The sequence below is a fragment of the Bradyrhizobium sp. WSM2254 genome, from assembly GCF_000472645.1.
Taxonomy (GTDB): Bacteria; Pseudomonadota; Alphaproteobacteria; order Rhizobiales; family Xanthobacteraceae; genus Bradyrhizobium; species Bradyrhizobium niftali.
In genome coordinates this window covers 356,864-379,963 of sequence record NZ_KI421445.1, presented here as the reverse complement: position 1 = coordinate 379,963, position 23,100 = coordinate 356,864, and the positions used below count along the sequence as shown (strand labels likewise).

Sequence of the window (23,100 nt, the reverse complement as noted above, 5' to 3'; positions counted from 1 at the left end):
TTGTAACGCCTTGTGGCATTGCAACATTTTCCGTCTCAGGTGCGATGGCGGTTCGGAGAAGCCGATTTCGTGACTGCCGATTTTTGAAGCGTTCTTTCAAATTGTTTCGAAGGTTTTCGATGCGCAAAATCTATCTCGTTCCGGCCCTCGTCGGTCTTCTCACCTCCGTTGCTGCGGGTCCGTTGGCGGCCCAGAGCGCCGTTCCAAAGCAGAAGGCCGCGCAGGCTCCGAAGGCTGCCGCGGCTGGGGCTGCTCCGGCAGCCGGCGCTCCGGCGGCGGCCACGACCGAGGCGCCGAGCGCCGGCGCGGATGACAAGGTCAAGGCGATCGACGGCTTCCGCTCCGCCAAGTTCGGCATGAGCGAGGCCGACGTGCGCGCGGCGATGATCAAGGACTTCAACGCCAAGCCCGACGCCATCAAGGCGCAGGACAACGCGTCGGAGCTGACGCATAGCATCCTCATGTCGGTTCCAGAACTGCTGCCGAACGGCGGGACCGCCGAGCTCTCCTACGTGTTCGGCTACAAGTCCAAGTCGCTGATCCAGGTCGGCGCCGTCTGGTCGAAGGGGACCGACGCGGCGATCACGGCGGAGAAGCTGTTCTCCAACGCCAACATCCTGCGCGCCCATTTCATGGGCGAAGGCTTCAAGCCTGATTCCATCGCGGTCAACATGCCTGTTGCCGGCGGCATCGTGATGTTCCGCGGCAGCGACGCCAAGGACCGCTCGGTGATCCTGCTGCTCCAGGGCACGTTCGAGAACAAGGAGAATAACCAGCGTGTGCTGACGCCGACCAGCCTCCTGCTGTTCTACGTGGCCGACGCCAAGAGCCCCGACATCTTCAAGCTGCCGCCCGGCCAGTTCTGATGCCGGACGCTTCCACGACATTCTCCCACCCGGTTGTGGATCGGCGTCAATGCCGATGACGAGGATATGAAATGCGCGGACCATCTGCGACGCGAAATAATGACGAGCTGACGCTGCGGGGGCTTGCGCGCTTCCGTTCGATGTCGCTGCTCTGCGCGATGCAGATGGTCTTTCTGCCGGTGTTCAGCGTCCGCCTTCAGGCGCAGACGGCGAACGTCATCGTTCCGGATGGCCGCACCGGGACCTCCCTGCACACCTCCGGCAGCGTCACCAACGTCACGACGTCGACGGTGTCCGGCAACAACGCCTTCAACTCGTTCTCGCAGTTCAGCGTCGGGCAGGGCAACACCGTCAATTTGCAACTGCCGACCGGCACGCAAAACCTCGTCAACATCGTTCGCGACGCGCCGGTCTACGTCAACGGCACGCTGAACTCCTACATGAACGGCGCGATCGGCGGTAACGTCTATTTCGCCGATCCCAAGGGGTTCGTGGTCGGCCGTTCCGGCACGGTGAACGTCGGCAGCCTCAACGTCTCGACGCCGTCGCGCGAATTCACCGACAGCCTGATCGGCGCGGGCGGGGTGATCAACGGCACGGCGGTCGGCAATCTGATGGCCGGCTCGTTCCCGGTCTCGCCCGATGGCAACATCCGCATCTACGGCCGGGTCAATGCCATCGACGGCGTGCGCCTGACCGGGCAGAACGTCTATGTCGGCGGCGCCACCCAGCGCGATATCGCCAATCTCGATCACGCCGCAAAGTTCGCGGCCTCCGTCAACTCCAAGGGGCTGCGCAGCGCCAGCGCCATCACCGTCAGCAACGGCTCCATCCATATCGGGGCGGTCAACAACGCCAGGGTCAACGGGCGCCTGACCGCGCGCAGCAAGACCACGACGCCGAGCAACATCACCGTCACGGCCGGCAACGCCATCGAGGTCGGCAAGAATGCGAGGCTCAGTACAGCCAGCAAGACCGCCGATGCCGGCAACATCACGCTGAAGACCCAGGGCGATCTGACCGTCAAGAGCGGCGCGAAGATCGATGCCAGTTCCGCTAAGGGTAATGGCGGTCTGGTCGACCTCAGCGCCGACGGCCAGTTCGACATCGGTAACAAGGTCCAGATCAACCTGGCGGCGCCGAACGGCAAGCAGGGCACACTGGTCCTCGATCCCGTCGACATCATCATCGGCGAAGCTGCTCAGGGTGACGCCAATGTCAACATGTCGAATGCGACGGTCGCGGCCGCAATCGCGGCGCTGAACGGAACCGGCACCTTCACGCTGCTGGCGAGCAATTCGATCACAATCGCCCAGCATGGCCGGGTCGACGCCGGCACCGGCGGCGTCAATGTCACGCTGAGCGCGCCGATATTGGCGCTCCTGGCAGGCAGCTATGTGCGCGGCGATACGGTGCTGCTGGATTCCGGTCCCGCCGGCACCATCACTGTCAACGCTGCCACCAATGGTGGCGCGCAGGTGGTGACCAACACCGCGCTGCAGTTCGTGGCTGCGCATCTGAATCTGACCAGTACGGCCACCGCGTTCGTGGGCGACGGCACCAATTCGGCGAACCGGAACGCTGCGGGCTTCATCTCGAACGCGGCTATCGCCCGTTACTCCGCGGCGATGGGGGGCCTCGGCGATCTCACGGTGAGGGCTGCGACCTCCATCACCGTGGATGCCACGGGCGTCATCGACACTCGCAGCCTGGACGGCAATGGGGCTTCGAACGGCAAGTCGCTGGACGTCGCGCTGACGGCCCCGACGATCATCATCGCTTCCGGCGGCCGGGTGCTGACGCACGCGAACAACACCTCCGATACGGTCTACGCATCCGGCAACATCATGCTCGATGCGACCGGTGCTGCCCCGGGCGCGGTGACGGTGGCGGGATTGCTCTCCGGCAACAACATCACGGTCAGGGCGACATCGGTGGCGCTGAACGCGGGCGCGGTTCTGGACACCCGCAGCAGCGATTCCAACGGCAATGCATTATCCAATTCCGGAGACGTCTCGGTTACTGCAGCCACCATCGTTGCGGCGGCCGGCAGCCAGATCCTCGCCGGAGCGACGAATTCCGGCAGCGATACCTATGTCGGGGGCGGCATCACGCTCGACGCCTCCAGCGTATCGAATGGCACCGTCAGCGCCGCCGGAACGCTGACCGGCGCCAGTGTCAGCCTGCTCGCCGGCGCGTCGATCAGCATCGGTTCGGCGGCGCAGATCAATGCCGCCGTGCCGTCGGGGACGGCGTCGATCACGTACCAGGCGCCGACCGTGACCGTCGCGGGCGGCGCGCAATTCAACGCGGATGCGGTCGTCTACAACATTCAGCGCAGCGCCGTCATTGTCGGGGCATCCGGCGACAGCAACGCCTCCGCGGCGGGCTTCCTCTCCAACGACACGATCGCCAGCTACGTCGCCGCGCAGGGCGGTCACGGCGTCTTCACGCTGTCGGCGCTCGGCTCGATCACGGTGGACGCCAACGGCGTGATCGCCGCCGGCGCCGCAGATGTCGCGCTCAGCGCGCCGACGTCGATCACGCTGGCGGGCCTTAGCGCGGTGACCGGCAACAACGTCAGCATCAGCGCCGACACCGTCTCCATCAACGCCGGCGTGACCGGCGGCACCCAGCTCTCGCCCTTGCTGCGCCTTGTCGCCGGCGTTCTCAGCCTCACCAGCTCGGCCGATATGGTGGTGGGCGATGGCGTCAATCCCGTCGTCAACCTGACCAACGCGACCATCAACAGCTACATGACGACGGTTGGCGGTGCGGTCGGCGCGCTGCAGCTCAGCGCCAGTTCCTCGATCACGGTGAAGACCGGCGGCGTGATCGATCTCCGCCACGTCGACGGCTCCAGCGGAAATTCGACGGGCGCCTCCGCAAATCTCGCGCTCGCCGCGCCGACGATCACGATCGAGAGCGGGGCCAGCCTGCGCACCGACGTCACCAATGTCGCGAGCCAGACATACTATACGCCCGGCAGCATCACGCTTTCGGCCACGAACATCACGGCCGGCGCCGGCACGATCAACGGCGGTGTCGTGACGTTCAATGCCGGGGCAGGGACGATCCATGTCGGGTCGTCCAACGCCAATCCGCCTGCCGGCACCGTCTTCCTGAGCAACGCGACGATCGCGAACTATTTGGCCGCGCTGGCCGGCACGAGCACGTTCGCGCTGACTGCAACCGATTCGCTATACATCGACAGCGGCGCCAGCATCGCCGCCGGCGGGACCCGCAACGTCAATTTGACGGCGAGCTCGCTGATCTCGTTCGCTGCCAATTCGACGCTGACCGGCAACACGGTCGTGCTCAACGCCGGCCGCACCGGTACGCTCGCCGTCAATGCCGCCTACAATGGCGGCGCCACGATCACGGCGCAGTCGCCGCTGCAACTGACCGCATCGCAGGTCAAGCTGACCAGTACCGACGACGTCTACATCGGCAACGCTTCCACGGACACCAATGCGAGCGCTGCGGGCTTCATCGACAATGCGACCATCGCGCGCTACGTGACGGCGCTGCACGGCGTCGGCTCGATCTCAATTGCGGCGGCAACTGCGGGTTCCGCAACCACGACGCTCACCGTCGATGCCAGTGCCAGGATCGACGCGACGCGCAAGGACGCGAATTCCCACTCCACCGCCAACGGCGTCAACGTCTTGCTGTCAGCGGCCACGGTAACGGTCGCCGCGGGCGCCGTGATCGACGCCCAGGCCGCCAACGCGGGCGGGACCACGTACAGGTCAGGCACGGTTTCCATCTCGGCCACGATGGACGACCTCATGGGCGGCACCGCGGGCGGCACGCTCACGATCGGCGGCACGGTCAAGGGCAGCTCGATCGCGCTTGCGGCCGGTGGCATCACCGTCGGCAGCAATGCGGCGCTGCTCGTCGATACCCGCGGCAGCGTGCGCTTCGGCTTCTGGAACGAGGAAGACGTCAACAATTCCACCGGAAACAACGGGTCGAGCGGGACTCTCTCGAACAGCGCGATCGCGAGCTATATCGCGGCGATGCAAGCGGGCGGCACCTTCGTTCTGTCCACGCTGGGTGTCCACACCCTGCACCTGACCTCGACCGCCGTGATCAACGGCGGCAGCACGGTCAATGTCGCGTTTTCGTCGAAGGCGCTCGGGGTCGCGACCGGCGCGCAGATCATCGCCGGCGCGGTCGGCGTCAGCTTCGACCAGGACAACGTCTATATCGGGCCGACAGGCGACAGCAATTCGGGCAATACCGGCTTCGTCAGCAATGACACGATCGCCAACCTGATCCTGGCAGCCGCGAGTGCCCGCACGTTCACGATCAGCGCCAACAACTCGATCACGCTCGATGCCAACGCCGTCATCGACACGCGTTTCCTGAACGGCTTCGGCTTCTCGCAAAAGAACGCGCTCAACGTGACGCTGGACGCGCCGACGATCTCGATCATGCAGTATGCCGAGATCAGGGCGCAGGCCATCAACAACGGGACCAGTTTCACCAGCGGCGACGTCAGCCTGACCGCGACCGCCAGCCAGACGCTGCTGTCGGGGCTCGCGAGCGCGACCACCGGCATTACCGTCGACGGCAAGATCACCGGTGGCAACATCACGATCAAGGCCGAGTCGACCGCCACGTCGAGCATGACGAGCTCGATTCTGTCCGATCTGGCGATGGTAGGCGAAACGCTGGGGTCGCTGATCCTCGGGGTCAACGGCGGCTACGTCGCCGCCAATACGGTCGCAAAAGTGGCGATCGGGAGTCATGCCGATATCGACGGTACCGGCGACGTGAAGATTTCCGCGCGGGGTACCCAGGACGCCGAAGATCCCGTGGTCTCGGCGGGGCTCGGTGTGGGCGCGGTCGTCGGCAGCGTGACGGCCGACGTCTCGACGATCGTGTCGTCCGGCGCCTCGATCAGAGCGGGGCAGGGCATTCTGGTGGGGGCTGCAACCGACACCACGCTGAGTGTGTCGACGGTTACGGTCACGACGGCCGGTCAGTTCCTGGCGTCGACGGCGATCGGCCTCGCCAACATCAAGACCGAGGCGACGGTCAACTCGGGCGCTTTCCTGTCCAGCGGCAACCAGGGCCTTCAGGTCTCGGCGAACAATTACAGCAACCTATCGGTCAGCGCGACGGCGTTCGGGTTCAGCCCGCTGGCGGGCACCACCGACGCCGGCGGCATGGGCGGCGCCGTTGCCTATAGCAACTTCAATGTCGCGACCACGGCAACGATGGGCGCCAATTTCGGTGCCAGCGGCGCCAACCAGGCCGGAAATCTCCTGGTGGCCGCCGCGACCGATATCGCCAAGAACTCCACCAGTGCGTCGGTCACGCTCGGGACGCCCGGATTGCTCAATACCATCATCAATGGCGGGGCGGGCGCCTCGACGGGCTTCAAGAGTGTGGCGGGGTCGCTGCTGACGCCGATCACGGATGTCAAGCTGCCGTTCAAGGTCGCGGGCGGTTTGTCGCTGGCGATGACGTCGGAATCGGCCAACGCCGCGATCGCAGCCACCAACGGCGGATCTGCGCCGCGAATCTACACGTCCGGCGACGTCGCCGTGGTCAGTCAGCTGATCGACGACCAGATCCGCAACAACTCGTCCTCGACGGTGAACGTCAGCAGCCCCGACAAGGGACCGCAATTTGCGATCGCCGTCGCGGTGGCCTTCGGGGAGTACACCCACAATTCGAACGCCTATGTCGGCGCGAACGCGGAGATCCACGCTGCGGACATCGGCGTCGCGGCCCTGACGACGATTCCCAACACCAACTCCTGGCAGGAGTGGAACGGACTCAGCGACACGTTCAGCCATCTCAATGCCAATTTCGGCGTCGTCAACAATATCGTCACCACCTACGCCAATGCGAACGCCAGCGGCGGCGGCACCGTTTCCGCCGCCGGTTCGTTCGCCTATTTCGGCCTGACCGACAACACCACGTCGTGGGTCGGCAGCGGCGCGAAACTGTACTCGACCCGTGCGGCGGGCAGCACGGCCGGCTGGACGGCGACGGCGAACTACAACATCGACGGGGTGACCATTTCGCAAGGCTTTGCCTCGGCGCTGACGGTTTCGGCCTACACCTACAACACGTCGATCGACATCGGCGGCGTGTTCGGGCCCTTGGTGCTGTTGCCCGGCTCCGACAGCCCGGGAACGGCTGCCGGCGGTACGCTCAACCTGGTCCAGTCCACCAGCAACACGATTGCCGGCGTTTCCTCCGGCGCCCTCCTGAGTTCGCAGAGCGACGTCAGCGTGACCGCTGACACGACCGACCTGCTGTTCGCGATCGCGCCGACGTCGGGATCGTCGAGCGGCAGCCTGGCCCTGAACGGCATCCTGTCGCTGGCCTTCATCGACAACACGACCCACGCCTCGATCAGTTCGCTCGCGACCGTCATCTCGCCGCGTTCGGTCCAGATTTCGGCCGACCAGAACGTGTCGCTGTTCTCGCTGACGGGCGCAATCCAGCTTGGCACCACCTCCGGCGTCGGCGTCTCCGCCGCCTACATGACGGCGCTCACCGACACGGCAGCCTATATCGGCGATAACCGCAACGACATCGTGAACGGGCCGTTCAGCGCCGACGACCCGAACGCGATCAGCGGCTCGGGCGGCCAAGTGACCACCAAGAGCCTGCAGGTCAACGCCGTGACCGCGGGCCGGGTCACGGTCGCCGCGGTGGCGGCGGTGGAATCCGACCCGTTCGCCCAGGTCGGCTATGTCAGCAAGATCACGGGGGTCTACAAGGCGGCGCCCTTCGGCGGATTGGGAGCCCTCACGGTGGCGCAACAGGCCGCCGCGAAGAAGAACGGGACCCCGAAGTTCAATATCGATATCGCCGGCAGCTCCGCGGTCTCGTCCACGTCCCTCGACACTTCGGCCTACGTCAAGGGCGTCACCGTCAACAGCGGCAATCCGTATACCGTCGCGGACGCGCCCGTCATCCAGGTCCAGGCGCTCAACAACACCATTATCAGCAACGGCTCCGGTTCCGGCGCGCTCAACCTTGCCGGCGGCAACGCGACCAGCGCCGCGATCGCCGGTGCGATCGCGATCGCACTGTCCAGCAATTCGACCACGGCCTACATCGCCAATTCGACGATCACCGATGAGACGGCCGTCAACGTCCGGGCGCTCAGCGGCGGCTCGCTGACGGCGGTCGCGCTGGCGCTGTCCGCGACCCGCACCGGCACCGCCGCCTCGGTCTCGGTGTCGGTCGGTTCGATCTCGGATACGGCGACCGCCTATATCGACGGCTCGACCATCACGGGCGTGAGCGGCGGTACGGCCAATGCAGCCAACGTCAACGCCTACCAGACCTCCAATATCGCGATCGGCGGCGGCTCGCTCTATCTCAACGGCGACAAAAACTCGGCGGGCCTTGCGATCACCTATGCTGAAGTCCGCAATCCCGGCGGCGGTAATGCCGTCGACGCGCACATCTCCAGCTCCAACGTCACCGGACTGAATTCACTGACGGTCATCGGCGACGACGCCAGCGTGATCGCGGCCGGTGCGGCCTCCGGTGGCTATGCCGAGAACGGACTGGCAGGATCCATCGTCGTCGATTCGATCAGCCCCTCGGTGCTGGCCTATATCACCTCGAGCACGGTCACGGTCTCGGGCGGCAATGTCAGAGTGAACGCGGTCAGCATCGATGACAGCGGTCTGGACAACGCGCTCGCGTCGCTCGTCCGCAGCACCAACAACGGCCAGCTCGCAAGCGACAATTGCATCACCTCGAGCGGCTCGCAGGCTTGCGTCGATTTCAGCGGGGCCGTGCTCAACGGCGGCGTCGGCAATGGACCGGGCGCTGCGATCACCTCGATCGCGGGTATCCTCCAGGCCGGCAAGAACAACATCGGCGTGGCCATCGTCGTCGATGCCATTTCCACGACGCACTCGGCCTTCATCAGCCAAACGCAGATGACCGTGACCACCGGCGACGTGCTGATGACAGCGGAAGACTCCTCGAAGATCCAGTCCGTTGCGATCGGCTTCGGTCTGGCGACCGGACAGTTTGCCGGGCAGGGCGGCGCCGTCATCAGCACCATCAGGAACGACGTTTCGGCGGTGATCGGCGGCGGCAACTCGACCCCCGCCAATACGGTGGTGAGCGCGGGTAACGTCGTCGTCCAGGCGCTCGAAAGGTCCTCGATCATCTCCACGGCGGCCGTCGGTGGTGCATCCACGCAAGGCAGCGCCGGCGGGCTTTCCATCGTCTACAGCGAGATCGACAATCAGCTCACCGCCGGCATCACCGGTGCCAGGATCACTGCCGGCAGCGATGTCGTGGTCAATGCGACCTCGAACGCCTCGATCTCGACGGTCGCGGTTGGCGTCGCGCTGTCGTCGCAGGTCGGCATCGCGGGATCGGTTGCGACCAATGTGATGGGCACCAACGTCACCGCCGGCATCAGCGGCGGCGCCGACGTGCTCGCGACCAACAATGTCGGCGTGCTCGCCAACAACACCGACGGCATCGCAGTGTTTGCCGGCGCGTTCTCGATTTCGACGGGCTCGGTCGGCGGCGCCGGCTCGATGGTCACCAACAAGATCGACGGGAGCACCTCGGCCTTCATCAGCGGCGCGTCGACCAGGGTCGATGCGCTCGGCACTAGTTCGTCCGACACTCTCTCGGTCAATAGCGGCACGCTCGCGCACGCCTTCAGCGTCGGCTCCTTCAGCGCGCCGACCGACAATACGCCGGACCTCACCGAGACGCAGGAGACCGTGAAGGGCCTTGCCGTCGTCGCCAGCTCGCACCAGGCGGTCGTCGCCAACGTCGCCAGCCTTGCCGCAAGCACCGGCATCGCGATCATGATCAACCCGATCGTCAACGTGATGTCGGGTACGACGCGCGCCTATATCGACAGCGCCAGCATCGATACGCGGCTGACCAGCTCCACCTCGTTGCCGCAAATCGACGTTGCGGCCTCGAGCTTCTCCTATTCGGGCACGTTCGGGGTCGGCATCGTGGCGCCCACCGCCAGCACCGGCGGCGGCGCGACCATCATCAGCACGACGATGTCGCGGCAGACATTTGCGACCGTCACCAACGCCACGGTCGGCGGCACGGTGTCCGTCGCCGGCGTTCCGACGCCGACCGTCGGCGCCGTCACCGTCAAGTCCAATGCGGAGCAGGACGCCTCGTCGGTTGCGGTCGGCTTCAACAGCGGCTCGGTCGGGCTCAACGTCTTCCTCGCCACCACCGAAGCCTATGTCGATGGCGGCGCGCTCACCGCCAACTCGCTCAGCGTCAGGGCCGCCGACAGCACCGGCATCGCCTCGGCAAACGGCAGTGGCGCGTATGGCAGCTCGGTCGCGATCGGCGCGGCGTTCGTCGTGCAGGTCAGCTCCAACACGACCGAGGCCTATATCGGCGACGAGTTCCACTATCGCGGCAACAGCGCCTCGGCGCATTCGACAGCGATCACGCTCAGCGGCGCGCTCAATGTCAGTGCGACGACCACGGACAATTTCCAGGCGTACTCGATCGGCGGCGCGGTCTCGACCGGCTCGGTCGCCATTGCGGGCATGGCCAATATCGAGATCGCGAACAACACGACGATTGCCGGAATCTACGACACCAATGTGCAATCGGCGACGGGCGGTGCGGTCGGCGCCATCAGCGTCAACGCGACCGAGGTCGTCAACATCAGCGAAATCGCCGGCGCGCTTGCGGTCGGTGCGAGCGGCAGCGGCATCGGCGTCGGCGCCGCCGTCAACGTCATCTCCTTCAAGAGCCAGACCATTGCGGAAACCCGCAACAGCAACCTGAATTCGTCCGGCACGATCTCTGTCGTCGGCCAGAGCACGAAGGAAATTCTCTCCTACGCTGTCACCGCCGGCATCGGCGGCTCGGTCGGGATCGGCGCAACCGTCGGCGTCATCGTGATCGGCACCAACGTCGCGGACGCCGATACGCAGGGGCAGGAGAGCGGACAGCTCAGCGGCACACTGGGGGCCGCCAATAACGGCACCAATTCGGGCCAGGGCAGCGGCGCGGTCGCGAATGGTACGGCGGGGGCGCCGTCCGGCGCCAACGCCAGCTCGACCTATAATGTCAGCACGGTGCTGGAAGGCGGCAATGACGGCGTCACGGCGCAGATCGCGGGCGGCCATGTCACCGCCAACGAGATCGACGTCGGCGCCACCAGCGCAAGCAGCGCGCAGATGTTCTTGCTCGGTGCCGGCTTCGGCAAGAATGCGGGCGTTGGCGCGGCGATCGGCTTTGCGACCGTCAACAGCAGCGTGCTGGCCAATTTGAACGCCATCGCGGTGGCGCCCACCGTCAACGTGCTGGCGACGGTCCAGGATCCGACCGGCGGTTCACACCCCGGCAGGACCATCGACATCCAGGCGGTCGCCGGCGGCGGCGGTCTTTACTTCGGCGGTGATGCCGCCGTTGCGGTCGGTACCGTCGCCAACACGGTCACTGCGGAAATCGGCGGGCAAATCGCCGACACCGCCAGCAATCTCGGCTACAACGGCACCGCTGCCGTCAGCGCCACCACCGTCAACGTCTCCGCCAACGACTCCACGTCGCAGCGTGCCCAGACCGAAGGCGCTTCGGTCGGTCTCGTCGCCGTCGGCGCATCAGTGACGGCGGCCAAGAAGACCAGCTCCGTTACCGCGCAGGTGCTCGACCACAGCACCATCAACGCCACCACCGTCGGGGTTACGGCCTCCGATGCAGGCTTGCTGTGGGCCTATTCTGTCGCCGTCTCCGGCGGCGTCGTGAGCGGTAACGGATCGGCCGCAACCGCGACGGACGATGCCCATGTCAGGGCGAGGGTGGGCTCCTACGCCAGCATCACGACCGGGCACGCCCCCGGCACCGGCCTGATCGTGACCGCGAGCGATACGCCGGATGCGGAAGCCTATGCGCTCGGCATCGTTGCCGGCGGCGCCGCCGTCGGCGCCTCGGTCGCAACCGCGACCGTGAGCTCCGCGGTGTCGGCCGAAGTGCTCGACCATGCATCGCTGACCGGCAATCTGACCGTCTCCGCGTACGAGAATGTCCAGGGCGACGGCAACGCGGCCTATACCAACGCCACCGGCGCCTCCGGCGGCGTGTTCCTCGGTCTCCAGGCGACCGCATCGGTCGCCTCCAACACCTCGGACGTCTCGGCCACGATCGGCGACAATGTCTCGCTGTCGACGGGCAACGTCACTATCCTCGCCAAGAACACCACCGGCCAGAGCGCCAATGCTACGGGCATCGCGGCCTCCGGCATCCTGGCCGTCGGTGTCGTGGTCGCGAATGCGAACGCGAGCACCACAACAACCGCCACGATCGGCAACAACATTAACGCGTCCAATGCGGGCTTGGTGAAGATTTCCGCGATCGGCGTCGACAACAATTACGTTCACGCGATCTCGGGAAGCGGCGGCACCTTCGCCGGCAACGGCGCATCGGCAAATACGTCGGACAGCTCGACCGTCATTGCCGGCATCGGCAACGGCAACCGCGGCGTTACGGCTTCGCCGTCAACCGACAACTTCTTCTCGGCTGCGTCGCTGGCGATCCTCGCCAGCCATATCGACAACTACACGACGAGCGCCAACACCGGGCAGGCGGCGATGATAGGCGCCAGCGGCGCGGCATCGACCCACACGGCAAACTCCGTCGTCACGGCGGGCATCGGCACCAACAACACCATCGCGATCAGGGGCACCAGTCCCGGCCATTGCGACGTCGCGGACTGCGCCGCCGACCTGACGATCACCGCCACCAACGCCTTCAACGAGGTCGGATCCGGTCCCAGCGCCAGCGCGGGCGCCGGCGGCGGCATCAATGGCGTTGGCGCCAGCAGCCAGATCTCGCTGGGCGGTGTCGCGACCATCAATATCGGCAAGAACACGCATATCACGGCGGGCAACGACACGATCGTGAACCCGGGCAATATCACGATGCTCGCGACCAGCATGGTCACCGGCAACGACAGCGTGACGCTGGTCACCGGCGGCGGCATCGAAGGCGCCGGTGTCAGCTCGTCGCTGACCGCGACCGTCGACAACAACATCAACATCGGCGCCGCCTCGGCCTATGATTCCGGCACGCTGGCGTCGCCGTCCTCGGCGGCCGCGGACCGGGTGGTGATCACGTCATTCGGCACGATCGGCGCGGGCACCTACACCCGCTCGACGGCCAGTACCTCAGCTTACGCCAACACCTACGGCGTCGCCTTCGTCGCCGCCGCGGCCTTCGCCAACACCAGCATCACCAGCAACCAGAACATCGTGGTCGGTGCGTCGGTGCTGACCGCGTTCGACAACATCAATCTCACGGCCGGCCAGAGCTCGGACGGCGGGCATTCGACCTACATGGTGGACGACGCCTCCGCGGTCAGCTTCGCCAGGGGCTTGATTGCGGTGCCGGACGCGCACGGCGTTTCGTCCATCAACAACAATACCAGCGTCAATATCGCCGCCGGCGCATCGGTCAACAGCGGCCAGAACATCGTGGCCGGCGGCTACTCCGGAGCGGTGCGGGCGACGGCGACCGGCAGCGGCCACGGCTATGAGCTCGGATTCATTCCGGCCAGCGACGGCCACAGCGACCCGAGCAGCAGTGCGCATGCCGAATTGACCGTCAGCGGCGCGCTGACGGCCGGTATCTACAACTCGCTGCTGATCACCATCAGCTGCAACTCCGTCAACTGCCTCACAGTGGCGCCCGGCGGCGCACCTTTCAGCTACAGCTACACCAACGCATTCAACGGAACCCAGCTGGTCAACACCTACTTCGACCCAGAGGTCAGGAGCACGCTGATCAACGGGCTGAGCAGCTCGCCCAATGCCTTCTCGATCGGACAATTGTTCGCGTCGGGCGGAACCGTCACCCTGAACGCCGACCACATCACCGGCAACGGCGCGGTCACGGCCAAGGGCGCGCCGACCATCTCGGTCAACAACCAGAGCGACGCCAACCTCGTGATCAACGGTGCCTATATCAGCATCGCGGCGGTGGGCGACATCTTCTATACGGGATCGGCCAGCGGCTTCGCGGCGGGATCGACGCCGACGCTCACCCGGAATCCGCACGGCATCTCGACCATCGCGATCAACAATTCGTACAATCCGCCCGATTTCAGCGGTACCAACGGGCCGACGCTGCTCGTTCTGGGCGACATCACCAACGTCAACGGCGTGGTGACCATCAACAACACGCTCGGATCCTACGGGATGTCGGCCAATTTGACCGGTCAGCAGGTCCAGGTCACCGTGCCGAACGGCGCCGTCGCGGTGTCGGCGAACGATCCCTCCGGCATCTATCTCGCCGGTGGTTCGCCGTTCTCGGAATGGCGGAACTTCATGGTGTATCCGGGCGGCAATCCCTCGGCCGGGGCACCGGTCGGCGACATCGCAGCCGCTTATCTTGCGAACACCTTGTTCCCAACCTCCCCAAACGCAGACGAGCTGAACCACAACCTCTACGGCGCAGTCGGCGAACACGGGACCAAGATTGACGGTTCGCCGGCCAACATCAGCATGATCCTGTTCGGCGACTGCGCCGGTTTCGGTGACCACTGCATCAGTTACGGCGATACTTACGCCAACAACTGGCACGGGGTCGTCAGGACTGAGCGGTATGGGAACTACGATTTCAACTACCGCGGCGAAGACGCGATGCAGCCGTATATTCAGTACTTCGCGCTGAACAAGACGTCGGACACGACGCTAAGCATCGCCGGTCAATATGCGCAGGCAGACCTCAGCGGCAGCCGTAACAGCTTCCGGATTTTCGGCTCCCAGGTCGCGATCAAGGCTAGCGTCATCGACATCAACGGCTCGATCACCGCGGGGCGCCAGACCAACTACAACATCAACCTGGGCGCGGACCTGTCCGCGCCGCTGGTGTTGCAGACCAGCACCCAGACGATCACGGACTACAACTCGTTCGGTTGCATGATCAATCCGGACAATTGCACGCATACCGTCACGACGACCACGCCGACCGGCGGAGCCCTTTCCCTCTTCCAGTACAATTATCAGCAGGCCGTCGCGAACGACCCGACCCGCACCGCGAATTATGTGATCCAGTATGATCAGTTCGGCCAGCCGCTGGTGACGTACAATGCCATCACAAACCAGGTCACGGTCGCCAACATCAACGCCTCGTCCGGCGGCGGCAGCGTGCTGATCGACGGCAAGATCATCAGCACCAACCAGTACGGCAACATTCACGTCAACGGCGGCTACGGCAACGTCAGCATCAACAACCAGACCGGCCTCGATCTCGTGGTCAAGGGCGTCAACACCGGCAACACCGCCGCTGCCGCGGCGCTGACCAGCACCGTCACTCTGGTCGATCGCAACATCACGTCGGGCAATAACACCTCGACCTACGTCTATTCGCCGGCCACCAACGTCATCAACAAGTACATGACTGCGAACGGTGCGGCGCCCAACACCAACGCCGGCTGCTCGTCCGGGAACAACTGCAGCACGACAGCAGGCACCGACTGGTACTACGATCCGGTTCGGGGACTGCGCTTCCAGTGGGTGCAGCAGGCGGAGATCCACCGGGCGGACCATTTGGTGAGCACGAGCTATACATTCAGCGGCAACCCCAATCAGCCGTGGTCATACGTCACGCCGTCCGGCCAGCTGTCGACGACACCGCAAGGCACGGTCGTGATGGACCTCGACTCGGTCGGGACGGTGTTCAAGGAGACCATCACCGGGCGCGTGACCGACTATTCGCAGGTCAACATCACGTATAACCACTGCGACGGATCCACTTGCAGCTATGGGTTCTACCAGAACAATCCCAGTAGCGGCGACTGGAACTACAATTTCGTGAACACGGGCACGCTGTCTCTGACCACGTCGGTCAAGGCCGACAACCGGTTCGGGGTCAATTTCGGCGGCAACGCGAGCGGCCTCGTCAACGTCACGTCAAACGGCAACGTGATCGTCGCCGGCAGCATCGTGAACCCGAACGGCGCGCTTTCGGTGGCGTCGTCGTCGCAGCAGCAGCTCTTCAACACAACGACCGGCGGTAACATCTCGCAGACCTCGACCGGCTCGATCCTGACCCAGAGCGCGAACTTCATCGCCTCGGGAGGAATCGGCTCGCTGGCGGCTCCGATCCGTGCAACGCTGTCCAACTCCGGCTCGGCGTCCGGCGCACTGTCGGCCCAGGCCGGCGTCGACGGCGTGTACCTGAACCTGGCTTCGGGCGCGACGCTCGGACGGGTGTCGTCGGGTAGCGCCGCGACCGGCTTCGGCGACGTCAACATCACCGCAACCGGCGACCTCCTCGCCGGGGCCAATGCGCAGGTCACCGGCCGCAACATCACGATGATCAGCACGCTCGGCAGTATCGGCTCGATCACCAATCCGCTGCCGATCAGCGCCAACGCCGCGCAGCAGGCCGATGGCTCGTACAAAGGCGGCATCGTCAACGTCGTCGCCCATGGCGACATCGGCCTGACCCAGACCGCAGCTTCCGCCGACTATTCCAGCGACCTGCGCGTTGGCCTGATCGCCTCGGCCTCCGGTGACGTGCTGCTGAACGTGCCGTACGGCACGATCCTCGATGCGAGCGGGCAGACCGCGTCGCAAACGCTGACCTCGGCGCAGGTCGCGGCGGTGTCGTCGGCCCTGCATCTGACCGCGCTCGACGGCGCCAACGACACCGCGCTCGGCAGCGTGATTGCCTTCAGCAACACGGTGAATCGCAACCTCGCGGTCTATGCCGGGCTGATGCAGCACGGCACGGTTCAGGCCGGCGCGGCCCCGCTGACGGCCGCCGGCCTCGCCAGCGTCGCCGTCGGCGCCCTGAGCGCGGACGATTACGGCGTATTCCAGGGCCTCACCGCGACGGTCAATTCCACCATCTCGGGCGGTGTGCTGACGCTGACGGCGAACGGCCTCACGCAGTTCAAGGCCGCCGCGGCCACCGCGCTCGGTATCACCAACCCGACCGCCGCGCAGATCCAGAGCTACGCCAACGGCCGGTATCAGGCCTACGCGCAGACGATCCAGAATTACGCCAACGCCCAGGGCACGTTCCTGCTTGCCGGCGATGCGGCCTCGATCGCGAAATACGCGCCCGCCGCGCTGACGTCCGCCGACTACACGACGTTCCAGAACCTGACGGTGACGTATGGACAGGTGACGAACGGCCAGGTCACGCTCACGACTGCTGGTCTGGCCCAGTTCAGGGCAGCGGCGACCGCGCAGTTGAACAACGGCACCACCGCGACTGATGCGCAGGTGCAGGCCTATGCGAACACGCTGTACCAGGGCTTCAAGACCACGGTTCAGGCCTACGCGCCGACGCTGTACCAGTCGTTGGTCACGGTGTTTGGACAGGCTTACGGTTCGGGCTGGAAGACCAATCCGCAGGTCGTGAACTACGCGGCGAATTCGGCCGCGCTGCTGACGCTCACCAGCTACGGCCAGGTCGTCAACGGCGTGTTCACGCTGAACGGCGGCGCCATCGGCGATGCCGCCGTCGCGAACTATGCCGCCGCCGGCCTCTCGTCGGCGCAATACGGCCTGTTCCAGACCCTGACGCAGAACGGTTCGGTCAACAACGGCACGCTGACGCTGACGGCGGCAGGCGTCGTGAACTATGCCGCGGCCGCGCTCGGCGCGGGATCCGCCAACTACACCACGTTCCAGGTCCTGACGACGACCGGCAACGCGACGGTGAACGCCGCCGGCGTCCTGACGCTGACGGCGGCCGGTGTCGCCGCCAATGCCTCGGCGGCGCTGGGTGCGACCTACAGCGCGTTCCAGACGCTGACCTCGAGCACCAATGCGACCGTGGGCGCCAACGGCCTCGCGCTGACCGCGGCCGGCATCAACGCCTACGCCTCGGCCGCACTCAGCACGCAGCAGGCGACGACATTCCAGAACCTGACCTCGGGCGCCAACGGATCGGTGACGAACGGCGTGCTCACCCTGACCCCAGCCGGCGTCGCCTTCTTCAAGGCGGCTGCTGCGGCGGCATTCGGAATCGCGACGCCCACCGACGCGCAGATCCAGGCGTACGCCAACGCACAATACCAGGGGCTGACGCAGACCATCCAGAGCTACGCGAGCAGCCAGTACAAGGGTTACGCGCAGACGGTCCAGGCCTATGCAGCTGCGAAGTACCAGACTTACGCGCAGACCATCCAGAGCTACGCCAACGGCCAGTACCAGGGTTATGCCCAGACGATCCAGAGTTACGCGGTCGCCCAGTATCAGCCGCTGCAGACGGCCACGACCTTCAACGCCACGCCGGCGGTCGCGTTCTCGCTGCTCAGCGCCAGCGGCTCGCTGCAGAACGGCGCGTTCGTCCTGACCAATAGCGGCATCCTGAGCTACGCCAAGAGCGCGCTGTCGAGTGCGAGCTACGCGCAGTTCGCCGGGCTGCTCAACAACGGCACCCTGAGCGGGGGCACCTTCCAGCTCAACAGCAACGGTGTCTCGTCGATGGCCCAGGCCGCCTTGACGCAGGATTACCAGAACTTCCAGACGCTCTATACCAACGGCTCGCTGGTCAATGGGGTCTGGACGCTCACTGCCGCGGGCATCGCAGCCTTCCGTCAGGCGGCGGCGACGGCACAGAATCCGAACCCGACCGATGCGCAGGTCCAGACCTACGCCGACGCGCTGTATCGCTCGTATGCAGCGAACATCAACGGCGCGGCGAACGTGCAGTATCAGGGTTACCTGACCTCGATTTCCACCGCGGCCACGACCGCGTACAGGAATTTCGCCAGCGAAGTGGTCACCGCCTACAACCAGTACTTCGGCGGCTCGATGACGATCGACATGCTGCTCGGGCCGAATGCGACCTACATCCCGTCCGCCGCGCAGCAGTTCGTGCTGAACTATTCCTGGCTGATCCCCGCTGTCGACCGGACGGCATTGACCTCACTCTCCGGGCTGGGCTCGATCCAGAACGGCACCTTCGTGCTCGCCGCCAACAACGTCGCGACCTATGCACCGACCGGTCTGAGCGCCGCCAACTACTCCGCCTATTCGTTGCTGCTGGCGACTAGCACCATGGATAGCGGCGTGCTGAAAATGACGCCGGCTGGCCTGAACAACATGGCCCTGGCCCAGCTGACGCCGAACTACCAGTCCTACGTCAACCTCACCTCCAGCGGCGCGCTCCAGAACGGCAATTTCGTCTTCAGCAGTTCCGGCGTGCTTGCCAACGCGCAGGCCGGCGTCAACGCCGCCTACACGTCGTTCCAGCAATTGATGGCGAACGGCACGGTGACGAACGGCGTGTTCACACTGACGAGCAGCGGCCTTGCGGCCTACACCTCGATCGCGGCGGCGGCGCTGGGCATCGCCAGCCCGACGGCGACGCAGGTTCAGGCCTACGCCAACCAGCAATACCAGAACTCGCTGTTCAACAGCGCCAACCCGGCCTACCAGTCCTATGCGCAGTCGATCATGTCCGGCGCGCAGACGCAGTACACGAGCCTGGCCGCGCAGGTGTTCGCGTATCTGGTGCAGCATGATCAGCAATGCAACTTCATGTGCTCCGGCCCGATCCTGGCGCAGGGGCAGACCACCATCACCGACGCCCAGATGGCGCAATATGCCAGCCAGGCGCTGTACGGTACTGATCTGCAGGCCTACCAGGCGTTCGTGGCCAACGGCTCGGTCTCGAACGGCGTGCTGACGCTGACCACCGCGGGTCTTGGGTCCGTGTCCTCGGTTGTCCTGTCTGCGCCGCTGGCCACGGCCTTCAATGCGCTGCTGGGCACGGGATCGGTGCAGAACGGCCAGTTCGTGCTCACCTCGGCGGCGGCGCTGCAGAAGCTGCAGACGCTGGCCACGACCGGGACCAGCACGTCCGGCGTGTTCCAGTTCAATACCGCGGGCATCCTGGCCAATGCGTCCACCGCGCTCGGCACGACCGGCCTGCAGCAGCTGCTGGTGAGCGGCACGGTGCAGTCCACCACGGTGAACGGGGTCTCGACGTCGAGCCTGGTGCTGAACGATCCCGGCGTCGCCTATTACGCTCCGGCGGCCCTGTCGGCCGTGAACTACCAGTTGTTCCAGGGATTGACCGCGAGCGCCAACGGCGAGGTCGTCAACGGCGTGCTGACGCTGTCGGCCGGCGGTATCGCGCAATTCTCCGCGGCTGCGGCTGCGGCGCTGCATCTCGGCACGACGGCTCCGACGGCGGCGCAGGTTCAGGCCTATGCCAACGGCCAGTACCAGACCTTTGCGGCGACCATCAAGAACTACGCCAATTCGCAGTTCCAGGGCTATGGAAGCACCTTCCAGAGCTACGCGAACGGCCAGTACCAGCCGCTGCAGCAGCAGGTGCTGAACTACGCAACGAATAACCTCAACGTCGAGATTGACCTCGCGAGCGGCACGTACCGGACCACCAGCGGATTCGGCGGCGGCACTTGCCAGCTCAATAGTTGCTCGATCACCAATGCGGTTCTTGCCGACTGGGCGCAGCGGGCGCATGCGGGCACGACCAACAACCCGTGGGGCGGCGGCAACGGCTTTGGCACGATCTCGACCGCGGACTATAACAGCTTCATCACGATGCTCGGGCAGGGGACGGTGCAGGCCGGAGCGCTGACACTCAATACGGCCGCCCTGCAAGGCTACTACTCGAACCTGACGTCGAGCTCGTCGATCCTGAGCCAGTCGTATCAGGTGTTCCAGACGATCGTGGGCGCCGGCAATAGCACGATCCAGAACGGCGTCCTGACCCTGACCTCTGCCGGCATTACCAATGTCAGGGCTGCCGCAGCCTCTTTCCTCGGAAACAATCCCACCGACGCGCAAGTGCAGGCGTTCGCAGCGCAGGCCTATACCTCCGACCTGTCGATGATCCAGGGCTACGCCGCGACCCAGTACCAGTCCTATGCCACTTCGATCAGCTCCTACGGCAACACCCAGTACCAGAGCCTGGTCCAGACCGTGCAGAACTACGCGAACTCGCTGTACCAGGCTGACGTCGCGACCATCCAGGCCTACGGAAATTCGCAGTATCAGGCGCTGACCGCAAACGGCACGCCGCAGGTGAGCGCCGGCATTCTCAGCATGGTCGCCAACTCCGTCTATTCGACGGGGCAGATCGTCTCGACGCTGAGCAAGGCCGCATTGCTGCCGTCGGCAGGTTCGGTCGGCACCAATGCGGTCGCCAGCATCGTCGGCCGCAACGTCACACTGAATGCCGCCAACAGCATCGGCACCGCGGCGCCGAGCGTTGTGATCGCCCTGACCGACCTGAAGAACGGCACGATCACGACCGACCAGCAGGCAGCGCTGTCGGTCGCGACCACGCCGGGCTCGATCACGTTCAGCGCGACCCTGAGCGCGCAGGCGCTCACCAGTCTCGATGTCGCCCATCTCGGACCGGGTGTGACCCTCAACGGAAACGTGCTGAGCGGTCTGACGCTGTCCACACTGCCGAACGGCATCACGGTCAACGACCTCACCAGCGTCGCACTGGCGCAAACCGCGCCGGTCTACGTCAACGCCAGCGGCACCTTCAATGCGACGGCGGGAACGACGGTCTATGTCCAGGCCGCCGCGAGCGCCGGCCAGCCGGTCGCGACGCTGACCGTCGGACAGATCACCGCCGGCGGCGACGTGACCTTGCTGGCGCCGCAGAGCATTCTGACGGCCACCAATTCCTCGGGCGCTGCGCTGTTCGCCAACCAGGTCGTGATCAATCCGAGCAACGGCGCGATCGGCAACCTGACGCTAGCCGCCACCAACGCGATCGGTTCGGCCGCCAATGCCTTCAGCTATCATATCAACGGCAAGCTGATCTCGGCTCAGGCCGGCACCGATGCCTATCTGACCGCGACCGAAGGCGATGCGACCTTCGGCAAGGTGTTTGCCAACAACACCATCTCGCTGACGGCGACCAACGGCAGCATCTTGAGCTACCTGGCCGGCGTCACCATGGCCGCCAACAACATCATCCTGAACGCCACGGGCGATGTCGGCACCCAGAACTCGCCGTTCACGCTCCAGGTCGGCGCCACCGGAATGTTGAGCGGAACGATCGGCGGAGGCGCATTCATCTACAGCCCGACGCTGGCGACGCAGAACCCGATGGCGCTCAACGTCGGAAATCTGACGGCCGTCAACGGCCTGACGCTGATCGGCGATGCCGGCATCTCGTTCGGCGGCGCGGCGGGTTCGTCGCAGGGATCGGTGACGGTCTGCTCCGGCCCGTGCCTGACCGGTTCGACCGCGGTTGGCGGCTCGATCACGATGGCCGCCAACGCCTCGATCCAGGCCGCGCAACTGATCCGCCTGACCGCGCCCGGCGATATCGTGCTCGGTCAACTAACGTCGACCGCCAGCCCGGCCTCGACCGTGCGCGTGATCACGATCACGAGCAGCAATGGCGCCATCACCGCCAATGGCGATGGTCACACCAACATGACGGCGACCGCGGCGAATGCCGAAGTGTCGCTGTCCGCCACCAGCGTCGGCACGACGACGCAGCGGGTGAGCGTCAACACGCCGTTGCTGACGGCCACCGCCGGCTCCGGCGGCATTTATGTCGGCTCGGCCGGCGATTTGCACGCCAGCCTGTTGTCGGCCACGCATGGCTCGGTCGACATCGTGTCTAGCGGCAAGCTGACCCTCGACAGCGTGCTGGCGGGCACCGCCGCGGGCGCGAGCGGCACCTTCAATGCCAGGACCGTGACAGCGATTGCCGGCGACCTCGTGATTGGTGCAGCGACGAGCAGCGGCGCCATGACGGTCGACAGTGCCGGCACGCTGGGCTTCACGCAGCTTGATACGACGGTCGGCGCGATTGCACTTTCCGCGGTCGGAAACGTCACCGGTGGCACGCTCGCCGCGGGAGCCGCGCTGAGTGTCACCTCGAGCACCGGCAGCATCGCGCTGGCGACTGCGAGCAGCGGCGGCTCGCAGACCATTCGGGCCAACCAGAACGTCACGTTCAACAGCCTGACCACGACGGGCACCAGCACGGATGTCGGCGATGTCGCGGTGACCGCCACCAACGGGTTCGTGCTGGCGCAGACGGTTCTGGCGGGCGGGACGGCGACGCAGGGCTCGGTCGCAGCCAGCGGTTCGGTCTCGCTGAGCGCGGGCACGACCAACACCGGCAGGATGCTGACCGCNGCCACCGGTTCGGGTTCGATCACCGGCGGCGGCCAGGTCGACTGGACCTCGCTAACAGCGGCGACAACGCTGGGTGTCACCTCGAGCACCGGCAGCATCACGCTGGCGACCGCGAGCAGCGGCGGCTC

2 protein-coding genes are annotated in these 23,100 nt (G+C 65.5%); both read left to right on the top strand.

Features of this window, described 5'->3' with window-relative positions:
- Positions 1–119: 119 nt before the first annotated feature.
- Positions 120–866, top strand: a complete 747-nt coding sequence (locus tag A3M7_RS0140605; RefSeq protein ID WP_027549033.1) for a hypothetical protein — start codon at positions 120–122, stop codon at positions 864–866.
- Between the two features lie 71 nt (positions 867–937).
- On the top strand, positions 938–23,100 hold a 22,163-nt coding region (locus tag A3M7_RS45705; RefSeq protein WP_049823998.1), incomplete at its 3' end, for a leukotoxin LktA family filamentous adhesin.